Source organism: Nocardia uniformis NBRC 13702 (assembly GCF_001613345.1).
GTDB lineage: Bacteria > Actinomycetota > Actinomycetes > Mycobacteriales > Mycobacteriaceae > Nocardia > Nocardia uniformis.
In genome coordinates, this window is sequence record NZ_BDCE01000102.1 from 1 (window position 1) to 16,337 (window position 16,337).

Sequence of the window (16,337 nt, forward strand, 5' to 3'; positions counted from 1 at the left end):
AGGGCCGAGCATGCCGCCGATGACTAGAGCCGAGCGCGCCGGAATGACGACGGGCTGAGCGTGCCGCGATGACGAGAGCCGAAGCACCCCGGAATGACGGGAGCCGCCGCGTTCCTCAGTCCTTGGAGTGACGTGAACGCCGCGGCGGTTCTTCGCCGTGTTGTTCGCCGCTGTCCGGATGGCTGGGCCACTGCACCGCCGATTGCTCCCCGGTCTGCGGCCACAACTTCAACTGTGGGTCCGTGGGGTAGTCGTCACCGGGAACCGAATCATCTCGTGGCGCAACAGCGGATTGTTCGCCGCTCGGCGTATCGAAGGCTCTCCATGGGGTGACGGTTTGTGTACCGGTCGGTGTCGCGGCGGTCGGTCGCGGGGATTGCTCCGTCGCGGTCTGCGCTGCGGCTTTCTCCGCGGCGGCCCGGCGAGCGATGGCGGCCTGTTCATTGATTCCAGGCTTACGCGTCCGCGTGGCTGCGGCAATTTGCTTGTCGGTGCGCACCGGACGCTTCCGCCCGGGCTGCGGTGCCGTCCGGGCCGCACCGAACGGCCGCGCCAGCATGACCGCGATGGCCGTGGTCAATGGCACCGATAGCGCCAGGCAGATACCGCCCACGGCCGACCGGGTGATTTCGATGGCCACGGCGTCGCCGGTCAGCACATCGCGAATCGACCGCCCCGCCACACTGAACAGCAGCAGCAGCGGCAGCGCCCCACCCGCGTAGGCGAGCACCAGGGTGTAGACGGTACTGGCGATATGGTCGCGTCCCACCCGCATGGTGGCCGCGAAAATATCGCGCCGAGAGGCCTTTTCATCCAGCGCGGCCAATTCGAACGCCGCCGACGCCTGGGTGATGGTCACATCGTTGAGCACACCGAGCGAGCCGATAATGAACCCGGCCAACAGCAGTCCGGTAATGCTGACGTGCTGCAGGTAGACCGCGACATTGGTGTTCTGCTCCTCCGATAGTCCGGTCAGATGCGTGGCCTCGATGACCAGCCAGGACAATCCCGCCGCCACCAGCATGGAGGTCAGTGTTCCCAGCAGCGCCGAACTGGTCCGCAGATTCACCCCGTGCGCCAGATACAGCACCGCGTAGAGAATCAGCGAGCCCGCCACCAGCGCCACCGGAATGGCGGGTTTACCGTCCAGCAGTGCGGGCAGCAGGAATATCACCAGCACCCCGAACGCGAAGCCGAGCCCGATGATCGCCCGCAATCCGCGCCAGTGCGCCACCACCACGATCACAATGACGAAGGCCGCGAAGATGAGCGCGAGCGGCAATCCACGCGAGTAGTCCTCGAACGAATACATCGGTGCGCCACTGGGGTCGGCCTGCCGCACCAGCCGAATCTCATCCCCCGCCCGCAAATCGGGCTGCCCCGGTCCGGGCGCGATCTCGAACAGTGTCTTGTTCCCCGCATGCGGCCCGGAGTCGATAGTGATGATGCTGCGCTGGCAGTCGTAGGCATTGGTCCGCGGCGGCGCGGGCGCATCCTGGAACACCCGCCCCAGCGAGGGACTCCCACACGGCCCCACATCCTGCGCCACCACAGTCCCGGCCTCGGTCGTCACCGACCCACCCGCCGCGTTCTGCATGGGCAGCGGAATCTCGACACTCTCCCGGCTGGGCCACAGCCACACCAACCCGACCAGAACGGCGACGCCGATAACAGTCAACAGCCCGACAACCACCCGCGCAGCCGCAGCGCCAATGGCGATAGGCCCGGAGTGATCGTGGTGATGATGATGGTGGTCGCTCACCCGAGCGACTCTAAACGAAAAGCTCCAACGCTCCCCCGCCTCTCCGCGTCTTCAGCGCCCGGCAGAGAGCCGTCGACACTCGTGCACGCGTGCCGACGGTCGGTAGCCGAGCCGATTCTGGGGCGTACCCGGGGAGTTACCCCGACCGTTGCGAAACCAGTAGTCACTGTGACAATCGATCGATCAGGGCAACTCACTCCGGTACCTCCAAAATAGATTCGGCTCCCGACCGCCGAGACGACACCCGATTACCGAGCCTCTCCGCCGAATCGCTCCTGCCGCCCAGCCACTCCGGTGCGCACCGCCCAGTCACTCCGGTGTGCTTCGCCCCCGTCATCCCGGCGTGGTTTTGGCCGGGATCCACTACCGCCCACAGGTGGATTCCGGCCAAAACCACGCCGGAATGACGAGAGGGTGGCGAATGACGAGAGGGTGGGCGACGCTTGTTCGTTCGATTACCAAGCTAGACAACTGATTTCGCAACGTTCGGGGTAACTCATCGGGTACGCCCAAAATGAATTTGGCCCCCAACCGCCGGCACGCGTGCACAACAGTCAACGGCTCTGAGCTGCGCGCTGAAGACGCGGAGAGGCGGGGGAGCGGGGGAGGGCGGCGGAGAGCAGGGGGATGTCTCCGCCGCCCGGGACTCGGCGGCCCAGGGGGGTAGGCCTGCCGAATCAGGGCCGGACGACCCAGGGGGGGTAGGTGGTCCGGCCGGGCACCTGAGTGCCAAGAACTACTGTACACAAAAGGGGGATCTTTGCGCTAGCTAAGTCTCTAAAAACCCAACTTTTTCGTACTCACAGTCTGTTTTATCTGGAACTACTGACGGTAGCCAGCGAGGAAATTACCGAATCTTTCGATGGCCACGGCCAGGTCCCGAGCCCATGGCAGCGTCACGATCCGCAGATGATCGTGGTGCGGCCAGTTGAAGCCGGTGCCCTGCACCATCAGGATCTTCTCCTGCAGCAGCAGATCCAGCACCAACTTCGAATCATCGTGTATCTCATGGACTTCCGGGTCCAGTCTCGGGAACGCGTACAGCGCGCCCTTCGGCTTCACGCACGACACACCGGGGATCTCATTGAGCTTCTCCCACGCCACATCGCGCTGCTCCAGCAGTCGCCCACCCGGCAGAATCAGATCCTCGATGCTCTGATGTCCGCCCAGCGCCACCTGAATGGCATGCTGCGCGGGCACATTCGGGCACAGTCGGGTCGACGCCAGCAGATCGATACCCTCCAGGAATCCGCCCGCATGCTCCTTCGGCCCGGTGATCACCAGCCACCCTGCCCGGTATCCGGCCACCCGGTAGGTCTTGGACAGGCCATTGAAGGTCAGACACAGCAGATCCGGCGCGAGCGAGGCGAGCGAAATGTGCTTGGCGTCGTCATAGAGGATCCGGTCGTAGATCTCATCGGCCAGCAGTAGCAGTTGATGCTTGCGAGCCAGATCCACGATCTGCTGCAACACCTCCGTCGAGTACACCGCACCCGTCGGATTGTTCGGGTTGATGACCACCAGCGCCTTGGTCTTATCGGTGATCTTCGATTCGATATCGGCGATATCGGGCTGCCAGCCGTTGGCTTCGTCACACAGGTAGTGCACCGGGGTGCCGCCCGCGAGCGAGGTCATGGCGGTCCACAGCGGATAGTCCGGCGCGGGGATGAGCACCTCGTCGCCATTGTTGAGCAACGCCTGCATGGTCATGGTGATCAGCTCGGACACACCATTGCCCAGGTAAACGTCGTCGACATCGAATTCCGGGAAGCCCGGCACCAACTCGTAGCGGGTCGCGATGGCGCGGCGCGCGGGCATGATGCCCTTGGACTCCGAATAGCCCTGCGCGTACGGCAGCGCCGCGATCATGTCGCGCATGATCACGTCCGGCGCGTCGAAGCCGAACGGCGCGGGGTTGCCGATATTGAGCTTGAGGATGCGATGACCCTCGGCTTCCAGCCGTGCCGCATGCTCGTGTACAGGTCCCCGGATCTCATAGAGGACGTTCTGGAGCTTGGTGGACTGCTCCAGCGTGCGCGGCGGGCGATACGGTAGATGGCTCACCTGTCCAATGGTGCCATTTGCCCGCAACGGGGTTTTCTTGCTGTGCCGGATTGTGCCCCTTACCGGGCCTGGTCACCCGGTGGGACGTTCTTGGCGGCCGTCGCGCCGCAGAATTCCTCGATTCGTTCGTCCAGCATCCGGGCCTCGGCGGCGTCCCGGAACGGCGGGCCCGCGAGGCGTTGCCGTAGGGCGGTCAACCGTTCCTCCAACTGGGCGATGCGTTTGTCCTCGTCCAGTTGCAGCACCGGTCGCAGCGCTTCGGCGGCGCCGTCGAGGCTGCCATTGATCAGATGTGCGGCGGCGCTGTCCACCCTGGCCAGGGCCTCCGCCCCGTAAGAGCGTTGTTCGTTCGGGCCGTTGGCGTACAGCTCGATGGCGCGGCGTGTCGCCTCCAGGGCGGCTTCGGCCTGACCGAGATGGATGTAGGTCGCACCCGCGTAGTACTGGCTCTTGGGCTCGTTGAAGCCGAAGACGCCGCCCACCTCGTCGTGCAGAGTGTCGCTGGACGTGCCGTCGCGGGCGGCGTCGGCCGAGCGGATACAGCGTTCGGTATCGGCGGTGCTGCCCAGCCGGGACCAGATGCGTGCCTCGATATTGTGCAGCCGCACCTTGGAGGTGGCCGATTCCGCGTACTCCTGCCCGCTCTGGGCCAGCAGTACCGCGCGCCGCGGCCGCTCCGATTTGTATTCGATGAGCGCCTGCATTCCTCGGGTCCAGGCGCGTAATCCGTTGTGCGCGCAGAGTTCCGAATAGGCCCAGCCGGCTCTGGCCTGTTCGGCGGCGGAATCGTAGTAGCCGAGATCGGTGCTGGCATTGGCCAGCAACCCGGACAGCGTGCCCGCCAGCAGATACAGGTGCGAGGTGTCGGCCGGTCTCTGATGTCCCTCGAGCAGCCGGTATACCCGGCGGCGCACCCGCAGCATCTCCACCATCATGGGAACGGGGGGTACGTGTACGTAATCGTTCGCGATGCGCGTGACATCGGCGTCGAGCTGTTCCAGGGTGGTCGCACCCACATTGGTGCTCTCGGCCCGCCCGGCGTGCTCACTTGCTTCATGGGCAGCCGCCATGATCAGATCCCTCTCCGAAATCGCCGCTAACGCATCGCCCCTCAATGCACCCGTATCCACGAGTGACAGTAGTTCCGCGTTGCTGGAATAAAAGGACTGCGCCGAATTGCCTTGGCGCGCATCGAAACCGGGTACGGGACGATCGATCAGAGGTTGATCGATCATTACCGCGAACCGTGCCCGCACAACGTCGTCGGACCTGGCCAGGGAGGTATCGAGGGCGGCCTGATTCACGGGGCGGGGATGAACCCGATTCCCCCCGGCCTCCCACTTCGAAACCAAGCGTTCATGGACACCGAGATGCGCCGCGAACTCTCGGATACTCATCCGCTTGGCATCACGAAGGGCGCGGCACTCTTTTCCTGACCACTGCCGGACCACGTTGTCCATCCCTTCCGAACGAACTCCATTGTCCAGGGTACGAGTACGGGCAGGCCACGGCCACAAGCGAAACCGAGCTGGTACCGGACTTATTACGCATCGGTAGCAGTGGCGGCGGAAGGGCAGCGTAAGGAGGGCGTGCGGGCATATTCACACTGCCTTCGCAGGGGCGACCCTGGACGGGGAGGCAAGGAGTTCGGGTGAACGCGGACAAGCTGACGACCGTCGAGGACTGGGTGGCCTTCTACCGCCACGAGTTCGGGCTCCCGGTGAGCGAACGCGGCGGCTTCGTCATGCTTCCCATTACCGGCAGGGTCGCCATCATTCATCTACCCGTCGCGCGAGCCGAAAGGGTGCGGGCGGCGCTGGAACCGCAGCAGCAGGGACCAATGCTGGCCCGGCAGATTCGCTGGAGCTTTCTCGCCGAACACGATTCACGACCGGGAGCGCAAATCCTCGAAGTACTCAATCGTCTCGATATCGGCATTCCGGCCATAGGTTCCGCCGTCATGCTGCCCACCGGTCTCGGGCAATGGACGCGCGAGGGTTGCCACTGGGTTGTGCCGCCCAGTCGCGATATCAAACTCCCACCCCTGTCGATGCTCATCACGACAGCTCTGGCGGTGGGATCCGGGAGCGAGGACTAGACGCAGCCGGTCTTCGCACCCCACTGGGTTCCGCCCCTATTTCTGGCAGTCGACGGGGCGGAACCTGGTGGGACCCATATGAATGCCGGGTACGGCCCAGCGGTGCGGGCTGTCAGCAACCCGGTGGGAAGACGGCGTCACACAGCGCGGCGACCGCGGCCGCGTCGGTTTCGAAGTGGTCGAAGCCCTGCGGGGCACCGGGTTCGGCGAAGGTGACCGCGGCGCCCTCCACCGTCGAGCCCGGAACCGGACTCCGGACGGCGGCGTGCAGGTCGCGGACGCCGGTGCGCTCCAGGATCTCGGCGGCATTGTCGGCGCGTAGGCCGCCGCACGCCATAACGTCGATTTCGCCGCCGGCGCGGGTCACCAGTTTTCCGATCAGGGACGCACCGTCGATGACCGAGGGCTGTCGGCCCGAGGTGAGTAGGCGCGTGCAGCCCAGTTCCAGGAGTTGTTCGAAATCGCGGTAGGGGTCGGCGCAAACGTCGAAGGCGCGGTGGAAGGTGATGTCCATATCGGCGGCGGCTTCGATGAGGGCGGTATTGGCGGGTACGTCCACGTGGTTGTTCTCGTCGAGTACGCCGAAGACCACACCTGCCGCACCCAGTCGGCGGGCCTGTTCGATATCGGCGCGCATGAGCGCGACTTCCGTGGCGGAGTAGCGGAAATCGCCGGGGCGGGGGCGGATGAGCACCTGGACCCGAGTGTGCGAGGTGCGTTCCAATGCCTGCTCGATGAGGGCGGCGCTCGGCGTCAGGCCGCCCGCGCACAGGGCGGTGCACAATTCGATGCGGTCGGCACCGGCTGCTTCCGCGATCTCGACGCCGCCGAGCGTCTCCACACCGATCTCGAGCCGTACCGATCGCACCTCCGCCATGTCTATCAGTATTGACCAGGGCGGACCGGTTCGCTTGCTGCCGATTAGCTCACCGCGTGTTAGCTGGTAGAACGGTTTTCGCCGCGGTGGTGCCGCTGCAGGTACGGCACCACCTCTCTCGGCGCTAGCTACGCCCACATGGGCGTCGGCACCGCCTCTCGCGGCGGTTACAGGCGCTGCCAGAGCGCCGGAGTATTGGGGGGAGCCCAGTTCGGGTCGTGCACGGTATGCCCTTGCAGGCAGCGGTATCGAACACCGTTGTGGGACACCACGTCACCGATCGCGTAGGTCGCGCCCTGTCGCCAGTTCCGATCGCCGGGCGGCTCGGTGGTGGTCGGCGGCGTGGTCGCGGGTGGACGGGTCGTGGTCGCCGGGGGATTCGTGGTCGACGGCCGAGTGGTGGTCGGCGGCTTCGTCGTTGTGGAAGGCTTTGTGGTGGTGGGAGCTCCGCCGCCGCTGATATCCAGATCGACGCAGGAGTAGAAGGCGGCCGCGGTATCGCCGATATTCCAGATGGCCAACAACTTCTGCCGGCCGGTGAAACCTCCCAGGTCTACCGAATGCGAGAACGACTGCGGCGGAATCGCATTGTTCCCCTCGACCACACCGACCCGGGTATTGCCGATGTAGTACTCCCAATTCGCGGTCCGATGCTGTGCGGTGAGCTGCCAGCTGAAACTCACTGTCCGCCCGACGGGGTGCACCTTCCAGCCCTTACCGTCGTCGTCCAACTCCGAGAATCGCCCGACGCCCCCGCTGCAACTACGTAGCCCCTTGGCCCCCTCCACACTCTGTGGCTCGTATTTGATTTCCCCACAGGCGACTACGGCCTGTGCGCACTGCGCCTGCCGACTGGCCGGGGATGAGACATATCCGTGCGCATTGGCTACTCCCGCGGGCATTGTCGCAACGAATATCGGTGAGATCCCGAGCGCGATCCCGACCGTGGACAGCATTCTTCTACCTACCACCTGAAACTCCTTGTGGGACAAGGGGGCAGCGGCAGCCGGCATGCTGTCCCAGGGATTGATCCGTTACGTAATCCAGATCGTTTTGAAGCAGAACTGTGATTTAAAAAGATATGACTCGGCAACCTCTCAGTCAAGTGTCTAGTCGCCAAAGGTATTGCGGCCGAACGGTCGGTTTCCTGTCACTACCAGCGGAGATGATTCGCCGGGCTGGTCGGGGTGGCACTCTCGCGTCCCAGCCATCGGTCTCGAAAAGTTTGCTGGCCAGCAAACATTATGCGGGCCACGGTATTGCTCCGAGATTTGGCTGAGATCTGCCTCGAAAAGCGAAGAGCCCGAATCCTCGCGGGATTCGGGCTCTTCGGCTGTGTTCGGTCGGTTCTCGCGAAACTAGTTCTTACGGCCCGGTGTCTTCGCGCCGGATTTGAAGCCGAGGCCGCCGGGCTTGGCGGGCGGCGGAGGCGGCGTATCGCCATTGGTCTCCGGCACCGAATCCGCCTGAGTCGCAGGCTCTTCAGCCGGGGCCGACTCGGGCGCGGCAGCCGGGACGGGAGCCGTCGGCGCTGCCGGAGCCGCGGCGCCGGGAGCCTTCGGGCCGGGGCGCTTGAGACCCGACTTCATGGCCAGACCCTTGGCGGCCTTGGTCGGCTTGGCCTCGGTGGTAGCCGCGGGGGCCGGAGCTTCCGGAGCCGAAGCGGGCGTTGCCGCGGCGGGTTCCGCGGCAGCGGCCGGAGCGGCGGACTTGGCGCCGGGAGCCTTGGCGGCACCCTTCATCGCCAGGCCCTTACCGGGAGCCTTCGCCGGACCCTTCATGGCCAAACCCTTGACGGGCGGGGCCGGGGTGGCGGGGGCGTCCGTCGCGGCCTCGGCGGAAGCCGCGGCCGGAGCGGATGATTCGGCAGCGGGAGCCGACTTCGCCCCCGGCGCCTTGAGGCCGCCCTTCATGGCGAGGCCCTTGCCGCCGGGTGCCTTGGCCGGACCCTTCATGGCGAGGCCCTTGGCGGGCGCGGCCGGAGTCGTGGAAGCCTCGGCCGGAGCGGCGGTTTCCGCGGCGGCCGGGGCCGCCTGCTTCGCGCCGGGAGCCTTGAGGCCGCCCTTCATGCCCAGGCCCTTGCCGCCGGGTGCCTTCGCGGGGCCCTTCATGCCCAGGCCCTTGCCCGCGGCCGGAGCGGCCTTGGGCTCGGCCGGAGCGGCGGTCTCGGCGACCGACGCGGTCACCGGCTCGGGTTCGGCCGGTTCCGGCGCGGCCTGCTTCGGCTCCTGGACGACCTTCAGGTTCTCGCTCAGCTTGGCGGAGTCGACGCGGTCGATGGACTGCAGCATGAGCTGTGCGACATCGACGACCTCGACGCCCTGGCCGACCTCGCCGCCGTCCTTGCGGGCGGTGACACCGTCGGTGAGCATGACGCGGCAGAACGGGCAGCCGGTCGCGATCATGGACGGCTCATTGCCGCCCTTCAGGGTGTCCAGGGCCTCGTCCACGCGGTCGACATTGATGCGCTTGCCGAGGTTCTCCTCCATCCACATGCGCGCGCCACCGGCGCCACAGCACATGGAACGTTCGCCGTGGCGCGGCATTTCGACCAGGGTCGAGCCCGAGGCCTCCATGAGTTCACGCGGGGCGTTGTAGATCTTGTTGTGGCGGCCCAGGTAGCAGGGGTCGTGGTAGGTGACGTTCTGCGCGACCGGGGACACCGGGATGAGCTGTTTGCCGCGCACCAGGCGGTTCAGCAGCTGAGTGTGGTGGACGACCTCGTAGGTGCCGCCGACCTGCGGGTACTCATTGTTCAGCGCGTTGAAGCAGTGCGCGCAGGTGACGACAATCTTCTTCTTCGCCTGTTCGACGCCGTCGAAGACCGAGTTCAGCACCTCGATGTTCTGCATGGCCAGCTGCTGGAACAGGAACTCGTTACCGGCGCGGCGCGCCGAGTCACCGGTGCAGGTTTCTTCCTGGCCGAGCACCATGAACTTCACGCCCGCGGTCGCCAGCAGTTCGGCCACGGCCTTGGTGGTCTTCTTGGCCCTGTCCTCATACGCTCCGGCGCAGCCGACCCAGAACAGGTACTCGTAGCCGTCGAAGCTCTCGGCATCCTGGCCGTAGACCGGAATGTCGAAGTCCACCTCGGAGATCCAGTTGAGGCGGTCCTTGGCGTTCTGGCCCCAGGGGTTGCCCTTGTTCTCCAGGTTCTTGAACAGCCCGGCCAGCTCGGAGGGGAACTCCGATTCGATCAGCACCTGGTAGCGGCGCATATCGATAATGTGGTCGACGTGCTCGATATCGACCGGGCACTGCTCGACGCACGCACCGCAGGTGGTGCAGGACCACAGCACCTCGGGGTCGATAATGCCGTGCACATCCTCGCCGCCGACCAGCGGACGCTCCGCCTCGGCGAGCGCGTCGGCCGAGATCTTCGCCAGCGCGGCCTCGTTCGGCTTGCCCTCGGCATCGACCAGACCGACCTCGTCGCCACCCATATCCTTGCGGCCGCCCGCGAGCAGGTACGGGGCCTTGGCGTAGCCATGGTCGCGCAGCGACATGATCAGCAGTTTGGGCGAGAGCGGCTTACCGGTATTCCATGCGGGGCACTGGGATTGGCAGCGACCGCATTCGGTGCAGGTGGTGACGTCGAGGATGTCCTTCCAGGAGAAGTCCTCGAACTTGCCGACACCGAAGGTGTCATTGTCGGGATCGGCGGTCTCCATATCGATGGGCTTGCCACCCGACAGCATGGGCTTGGCCGCACCGAGGGCGACGGCGCCGTCGTCTTCGCGCTTGAAGTAGATATTCGGGAAGGCCGCGAAGCGGTGCCACGCCACACCCCACGTCAGGTTGCGACCGACCAGCAGCAGGAAGAGGCTGCCGGACATCAGCTTGACGAACGCGAACAGGGAGATCATGACGGGGCTGGCGGGCAGCAGTTCGGCGACCCGCATGGTGAAGAAGTCGGTGGCCGGGTTCGCGTGCCCGTAGGTCGCGATCTTGCCCGCCTTGACGAGGATCATGCCCAGACCCTCGACGAGCACGATGGCCTCGATGGTGTACGCCGGACCGAACTTCGACCCGCTGAAGCGCGACAGCCGCTCGGGAAGCCGCGGGTGGTTCAGCTGGCGAATAATGATCAGCGTGACGATGCCGACCACGGTGCCGATCCCGAGAATCTCGTCCCACAGGTGGTAGATCGCCCAGTTTCCGAAGATGGGCCAGTGGAATTCGGGGTCGAACGTCTGCCCGTACGCCTCGAAGAAGAGAATGAAGCCGCCGAGGAAGCCGATCATCACCAACCAGTGCGCCCAGCCGACGGTGCGGAATTTGTTCATCCGCGTGTGGGCGAGGAACTCGACGAGCATCGTCTTGAAGCGCGGGAAGAACGGCCGCCACCGATCCGGTGCGGGCTGGCCCACCATGACGGTGCGCGAAATTCTCGCCACACCACCGACGAACGACGCCCAACACAAAAGGCTGAGCGTCGCTCCAATCGTGCCCAGTGTCACTGTCAGGGCATTCATGTCGCGACCTTTCTTCGGGCGAAACAGCGTTCGCGGAGCAGCCTGGTACTGCCCCGGGTTGCACGTATCCTAACGAACAGTAAGTTACCCGCCGGTAACTTAGCTGTCCAGTGCTTTCCCGCACTGTAAATCGCGACAAATCCGGAGCCCAAGCAAGGGTTGGCTAACTCCCAAAGGCCAAGTGCTGCTGAATGAAACGAATGTCGCATTACACCGGCCCTTGGACTAAGCTCACGCTGTCCTGCTTGCTGTGCGCATCTTCACACTGCTCGGGGAGGTTCTCGCTGACACCCGCCTTCGGGTCGGAGTGTCACGAGGGAAGCGTGGGTCTAGCTCGCGTGGAAGATGCGGCAGCGGATACCTGATGATGGATTGGATAACCGAATGAAGTTTCGCGGCACCATTGCTGCGGCTGCTCTTGCGATCGGCGCACTGACGATCGCATCGACCACGGCCCATGCCGAAGAGGCACCTGCCGCCCCCGCTGAGGGCATCAACTACTCCACCAAGCTCGTCGACAAGACGGTCGTCTCCACACTGCAGAACGGCACGTTCGAGCTGACCGAGCAAGAGGGCGCGGCCCCCGAGGACCCCAAGGTCACGGTGGTGAACGTCAAGGATGTCTCCGGAGCCCTCGTTACTCAGTTCCCGTTGCAGTACAGCGCGACCGGCGTCGACATTCCGGTCACGCCCGTCGTCAAGGAGGACGGCAAGGTCCTCGAGGTGACGCCGGAGAAGCCGGAAGGCCTTCAGGTGACCAGCGAGGAGCTGGCCGTTAAGCCGATCGCCGTCTCCGCGAAGGAAATCGCGTCCCCGCAGGAGAACCAGCGGGCGATGAGCGACTTCTCCACCCAGTTCGGCCTCGCGGTCGGCATCGGTACCTTCGTCGGTACCGCGCTGGGTGCCATCGTCGGTTGCGCGCTCGGACTGCTCGCCGTTCTCGCCGGTTGCATCGTCGGCCTGCCGACCGGTGCCGCTATCGGTGGCATCCTGGGCACCATTGCCCTGGGCAGCCCGGTGCTGCTCGCGGCGGGTATCGACCTGATCAACACCCTGCAGGCCGAGCCCGGTTCCACCAAGTGGACCGATGAGGCCATCAAGGCGCAGCAGCAAGGTCGGTAATCGACCGTAAGCAACATGCGACAGACCCGCCCCGGGTTGGGGCGGGTCGTTCGCATATATATCTCAGGCCGGCAGCTCGACGCGGCCGCTGAAGGTCTCGGTACCTTTGCGGTGGCCGAAGCGGCCGAAGGTGCGTTCGGCCATCTCGAACGAGCCGTCCTCATGTACCAGAAGTACCGTGCTGCATCGAGTTCCGTGCACGCCGTCGGAGATGAAACGGGCCGAGGCCGCGCGCTCATCGCGTCGGCTCAGGCCGGTGCTGGGCAGTTCGGCGTCCGCGGCGCGGGTTCGGTCGGCGAGCAGCGCGAAATACCGTTCCATATCAGCGGGATCGGATTCGGCCACCGCGCGCAAGGCCAGTACGCCGCCGCGAACCTTCGGCCAGGCCGGGTGTGCCGTGCCGGTGTGGATCTCCTGGCTGCGGGGTTCCGCCGAGCCGACCACCGCCCCATTGGAGATGCCGTGGAAGCCCGGTGCGAGTTCACGGGGGGCGACCTCACTGCGATTGCTGTGCCACCACAGCGTTTCCAGATCCGATACCGCCAGGTTGTAGCCGTTGTAGTTATCCGGCTCCGCGACCACCTCGCCAACGAACTTCTCCGGATTCGCCGCGCCGCGCAGGAAATCCATCATGAGCGCGCCGCGGGACCGCACATCGGTGCGGTCCTCACCCAGCTTGCGCACATTCGTGACCGTCGCGAAGCGGCGCGTATCCGGTGCCCAGCCCAGCCAGGTTCCGGGAACCGCGCCACCGGCTCCCAGATCACGCCCCGCCAGCAGTCCGGGCACCTCCGGCCACTCTCGCAGCGATTCGGTTGGCCGCGTGTACAACTCATCGCGGTTCGTTGCCACGATCAGCCGATACTCCGGATGGGCCCGCCACCCGACCAACGCCAAACACATACCACCAGAATGCCGTACCCGCGCACTCCTGGCATACCGCCCGATCATGCCGCTGCACCCCCACCCACTGCCGCACCGCTGCCACGCGGGAGACTCACGCCACCGATTTCCAGCCGGTGAGGTAGGGATACGGGTACCCGGGAATGTGAAAGGCCGGTAGCGGAAGCGCCACCGGCCTTTTCGAGTGATCTCGGATCAGTTGGTGCGGACGCGCAGACCCGGGTTGTCGGAGAGCACCACACTCACCGGCTGGGCGAACAGCTGCGGGGTGTTGCCCGTCAGCAGGCCGATCAGGTTGGGGATCTCGCAGATCGGGTAGTCGGCGACCGAGGAGGCGCTGGAAATGCCCAGGGCCATGGTGCCGGTCACGATCGGGCCGCCGGAGTCGCCGGGGAGGGCGCAGATATTGGCGGAGAAGCTCTGGGTGAGCTGGCGCTCGCCGACCTGGACGACCTGATCGACGGCATTGACCACACCGCAGCTGAAGCCGGTACGCGAACCCGACTTGCAGACCGGAGCGCCGACCACCGGGGTCGCCACGCCGGTGACGGCGATCGGGTTGGCACGGGGGACGCGAACCAGGTTGTTGGCGAAGCGATCCCGCACATCGTCATTGATCGACACGATCGAGTAGTCCTGGTTGCCCAGGACCGACTTCTGGAAGGAGCCCAGCTGTCCGGCCAGGTTCTCGCCGTTCAGCTCGTACACGCCCGGCGAATTCGCGCCGCCGGTGGCGGGGATGTTCGGGTTGCAGTGGCCCGCAGTGATATTCACGGTGTTACCCGCGCTATCGCTGCCGTTGAAGCCGAGCGAGCAGCGCAGCGACATGCGGCCGGCCACCGAGGCGTAGCCGTCGCCCGCGGCGAGCGGTCCGCCGGCGGTTCCGGCGATTTCACCGGCGCGCTGGATATCGGCCTCTTCGCCCGCCATCGGCGGTGCCATGACAATGACGCGCGCCGGATCGACGAAACCGGGCAGTGGCAGATCGGACTTGTCCGCGCGCACCGCGATGCTGTTGTTGACGGTGTCGATGACCACGCCCCGCACGAATTTCGACACCGACTCCGGCTGCTCGTCCAACCAGCGCTGGAAGGCGTTCTTCTCGCCGCGCAGTACGGCCTCGCTCTTGGCCACGTTCCTGACCTCGAAGCCCGCGTCCTGTGCGGCCTCGCGTGCGGAGTCCAGGCCGTTGCCCTGGGCCAGCGCGACAACGCCCTTGCCGACCTCGTTCAGCCAGGCTCCGGCGAAGACCTGCGGGAACTGCCGCTGCGCGGTGGTGGCGAAGGCCGCCACCTCCTGGGCGAGATCGGCACGGTCCAGGTAGTCCTGGGGAGAGATCTTCAGATCGCGCTGGATCGCGTTGATCAGTTCCTGCGGAAGAGCGGGTGCGGGCTCCGCGTGTGCACTCGTCGCCATCGGACCGGCTACCAGCAGCGCTGCGGCTGCGATCGCTGCGGTGCGGACAAGGGCGCGCGGTCGTCCGACCGCAGGCGACGAAAAACGCATACGTGGCAGGAGCATGTGCCGACTATATGGTGTCCGGCTCGTTATGCCTACTTATCTCCGAGTGACATTTCGGTATGCGGCGGGCTAACGGACGGCGTGTCGGCTACAAGATCAGCGTGTCGCGCTTCACCCGAGGTTCGGACGGCTCCGCACCTGAATTCCGCTGCCCAGGCCACCACCGGAGTGGGCGTCGATATCGGAGAGGATCGCCCGAATCGGAATTCCCAGCGTGGCGGTCCCACCGTACTGCGCGAGCGCGGAATTGGCCTCGTTGCAGTTCGGCGCGTCGGCCGCGTTCGAACCACTGGTGATGCCCAGCGCGAGCGTGCCGGTGACGATCGCGCCGCCGGAATCACCGCCCAGGGTGCAGGCACTGCTGGCGAAGCCGCGCACCGTCTTGGACTCACCCTCTGCGGTGTAGAGCTGCGTCTCCACCCGGTCGGCCACCACGAAACCACAAGTGAATGTGGACGATTGGCCCGACTTGCAGACCGGCGCACCGGTAATCGGGTCGGCCACTCCGGTAACGGTCAGCGTGGTCCCGTTGGAGCCGCGCACCGAAGGCTGGTCCATGCCCGACCGCACCGCGGTCTCGTTCAGCCTGATGACCGAGTAGTCGAGCGAGCTGCGCCCACCCAGCTGCGAGTTCACAAAGGTGCCGACCTGCGGGCTGGACGCCAGGTTGCGCACATCGGGCAGGTACACATCGGCCTGCTCATTGCCCTTGCCGAGGTTCGGATTGCAGTGTCCGGCACTGATATTCAGCGCGTTATCGCCCGCGTCGACGGCATTGAAGCCGAAGGAGCACACATCCACGCTCTGCAGCGAGGAGTCCGCCAGCGAGGTCGGGGCGCTGATGTAGGTGTCGCCACCCATCGGCCGCCGCTCGACCGGGCCGCCGCTGCCGGGGGACAGCATGACCTTGATATTGGCGATCAGGGTGGGCAGGTTCAGCAGATGTCCGGCCGGGGTATTGGCGACCGACAGCACCAGTTGGCTGTTGAGGAAGTCGATGGCCACCGAGTTGATCGCCTGCGACAGGTCCATCGGCAGCTCGGCGACCCACGAATTCACCTGGCCCAGCGCGATTTCCAGATTCTGCGCGCTCACCGGAGCCAATCGCGTCTGGTAGCCGTCCGCGATCACCTCGCGCTCCGCGTCGAGCGAGGTGACCGCGACAATCGGCTTACCGTCCTGGCCCAGCCACGCGCCGGCGAATTCCTCGGGCCGCTCGGTGCGAAGACCGTGGGCGTAGTCGCGCAACTGCTGGGCGCGAGCCGAGCGGTCCAGGTACTCGGCGGCGGTCATGTTCAGATCGCGCGCGATCGCCTGCACCAGTTCCGGTGGCAGTTGGTCGGCCGCGAGCTGCGCGGGCGGCACCTCATCCGCGAACGCGGGAGCCGCTGCGAACAAGGGACCAACTAAAACGGTTGAGGCGAAAGCGATCGTGGCTGCCTTAACCGTGGCGCGACGCGCCGAGAACTTGCGCATGGAGTCCCTTCGTAGTGCACCAGCAGACCGAATACCTCG

General features: G+C 65.6%; 10 protein-coding genes and 1 pseudogene. 2 read left to right on the top strand and 9 right to left on the bottom strand.

Features of this window, described 5'->3' with window-relative positions; translation table 11 throughout:
• Positions 1–508 precede the first annotated feature (508 nt).
• From NU1_RS35575 to NU1_RS35585, 3 genes and pseudogenes are all read right to left on the bottom strand, one after another.
• A pseudogene (locus NU1_RS35575) lies at positions 509–1,762 on the bottom strand (YibE/F family protein); the annotation flags it as partial.
• Between the two features lie 822 nt (positions 1,763–2,584).
• Complete coding sequence (locus NU1_RS35580) at positions 2,585–3,835, bottom strand: pyridoxal phosphate-dependent aminotransferase (RefSeq protein WP_067528611.1); 1,251 nt, start codon at positions 3,833–3,835, stop codon at positions 2,585–2,587.
• 50 nt (positions 3,836–3,885) lie between these two features.
• A complete protein-coding gene (locus tag NU1_RS35585; RefSeq protein WP_503826557.1) occupies positions 3,886–5,286 on the bottom strand; it encodes a helix-turn-helix domain-containing protein in 1,401 nt (466 codons plus the stop codon).
• Positions 5,287–5,477: 191 nt separating this feature from the next.
• On the opposite strand from NU1_RS35585, the gene NU1_RS35590 reads away from it, so the two are divergent.
• Positions 5,478–5,924: a hypothetical protein gene (locus NU1_RS35590; RefSeq protein WP_067528515.1), complete on the top strand. Its 447-nt coding sequence runs from the start codon at positions 5,478–5,480 to the stop codon at positions 5,922–5,924.
• 112 nt (positions 5,925–6,036) lie between these two features.
• Here the strand turns inward: NU1_RS35590 and NU1_RS35595 are convergent, their stop codons facing one another.
• The 3 genes from NU1_RS35595 to NU1_RS35605 form a co-directional block, all read right to left on the bottom strand.
• Positions 6,037–6,801, bottom strand: a complete 765-nt coding sequence (locus NU1_RS35595) for a copper homeostasis protein CutC (RefSeq protein WP_067528518.1) — start codon at positions 6,799–6,801, stop codon at positions 6,037–6,039.
• Positions 6,802–6,968: 167 nt separating this feature from the next.
• On the bottom strand, positions 6,969–7,772 hold the full coding sequence (locus NU1_RS35600) for a lytic polysaccharide monooxygenase (protein WP_245720464.1): 804 nt from the start codon (positions 7,770–7,772) through the stop codon (positions 6,969–6,971).
• 387 nt (positions 7,773–8,159) lie between these two features.
• A complete protein-coding gene (locus NU1_RS35605; protein WP_067528521.1) occupies positions 8,160–11,276 on the bottom strand; it encodes a (Fe-S)-binding protein in 3,117 nt (1,038 codons plus the stop codon).
• A 384-nt stretch (positions 11,277–11,660) separates the two neighbouring features.
• On the opposite strand from NU1_RS35605, the gene NU1_RS35610 reads away from it, so the two are divergent.
• Positions 11,661–12,398: a DUF8020 domain-containing protein gene (locus NU1_RS35610; protein ID WP_067528522.1), complete on the top strand. Its 738-nt coding sequence runs from the start codon at positions 11,661–11,663 to the stop codon at positions 12,396–12,398.
• A gap of 63 nt (positions 12,399–12,461) precedes the next feature.
• Here the strand turns inward: NU1_RS35610 and NU1_RS35615 are convergent, their stop codons facing one another.
• The 3 genes from NU1_RS35615 to NU1_RS35625 form a co-directional block, all read right to left on the bottom strand.
• A complete protein-coding gene (locus NU1_RS35615; RefSeq protein WP_067528526.1) occupies positions 12,462–13,301 on the bottom strand; it encodes an NRDE family protein in 840 nt (279 codons plus the stop codon).
• Positions 13,302–13,496: 195 nt separating this feature from the next.
• Positions 13,497–14,822: a S1 family peptidase gene (locus tag NU1_RS35620; RefSeq protein WP_245720465.1), complete on the bottom strand. Its 1,326-nt coding sequence runs from the start codon at positions 14,820–14,822 to the stop codon at positions 13,497–13,499.
• A gap of 111 nt (positions 14,823–14,933) precedes the next feature.
• Entirely contained in the window at positions 14,934–16,298 is a 1,365-nt protein-coding gene (locus tag NU1_RS35625) for a S1 family peptidase (protein ID WP_067528532.1), read from the bottom strand.
• Positions 16,299–16,337 lie beyond the last annotated feature (39 nt).

Excerpts from the sequence above, each read along its gene's own strand:
- NU1_RS35585 (WP_503826557.1), bottom strand. The coding sequence starts at position 5,286 with ATGGACAACGTGGTCCGGCAGTGGTCAGGAAAAGAGTGCCGCGCCCTT.
- NU1_RS35620 (WP_245720465.1), bottom strand. The coding sequence starts at position 14,822 with ATGCTCCTGCCACGTATGCGTTTTTCGTCGCCTGCGGTCGGACGACCG.
- NU1_RS35615 (WP_067528526.1), bottom strand. The coding sequence starts at position 13,301 with ATGTGTTTGGCGTTGGTCGGGTGGCGGGCCCATCCGGAGTATCGGCTG.
- NU1_RS35625 (WP_067528532.1), bottom strand. The coding sequence starts at position 16,298 with ATGCGCAAGTTCTCGGCGCGTCGCGCCACGGTTAAGGCAGCCACGATC.
- NU1_RS35610 (WP_067528522.1), top strand. The coding sequence starts at position 11,661 with ATGAAGTTTCGCGGCACCATTGCTGCGGCTGCTCTTGCGATCGGCGCA.
- NU1_RS35595 (WP_067528518.1), bottom strand. The coding sequence starts at position 6,801 with ATGGCGGAGGTGCGATCGGTACGGCTCGAGATCGGTGTGGAGACGCTC.
- NU1_RS35605 (WP_067528521.1), bottom strand. The coding sequence starts at position 11,276 with ATGAATGCCCTGACAGTGACACTGGGCACGATTGGAGCGACGCTCAGC.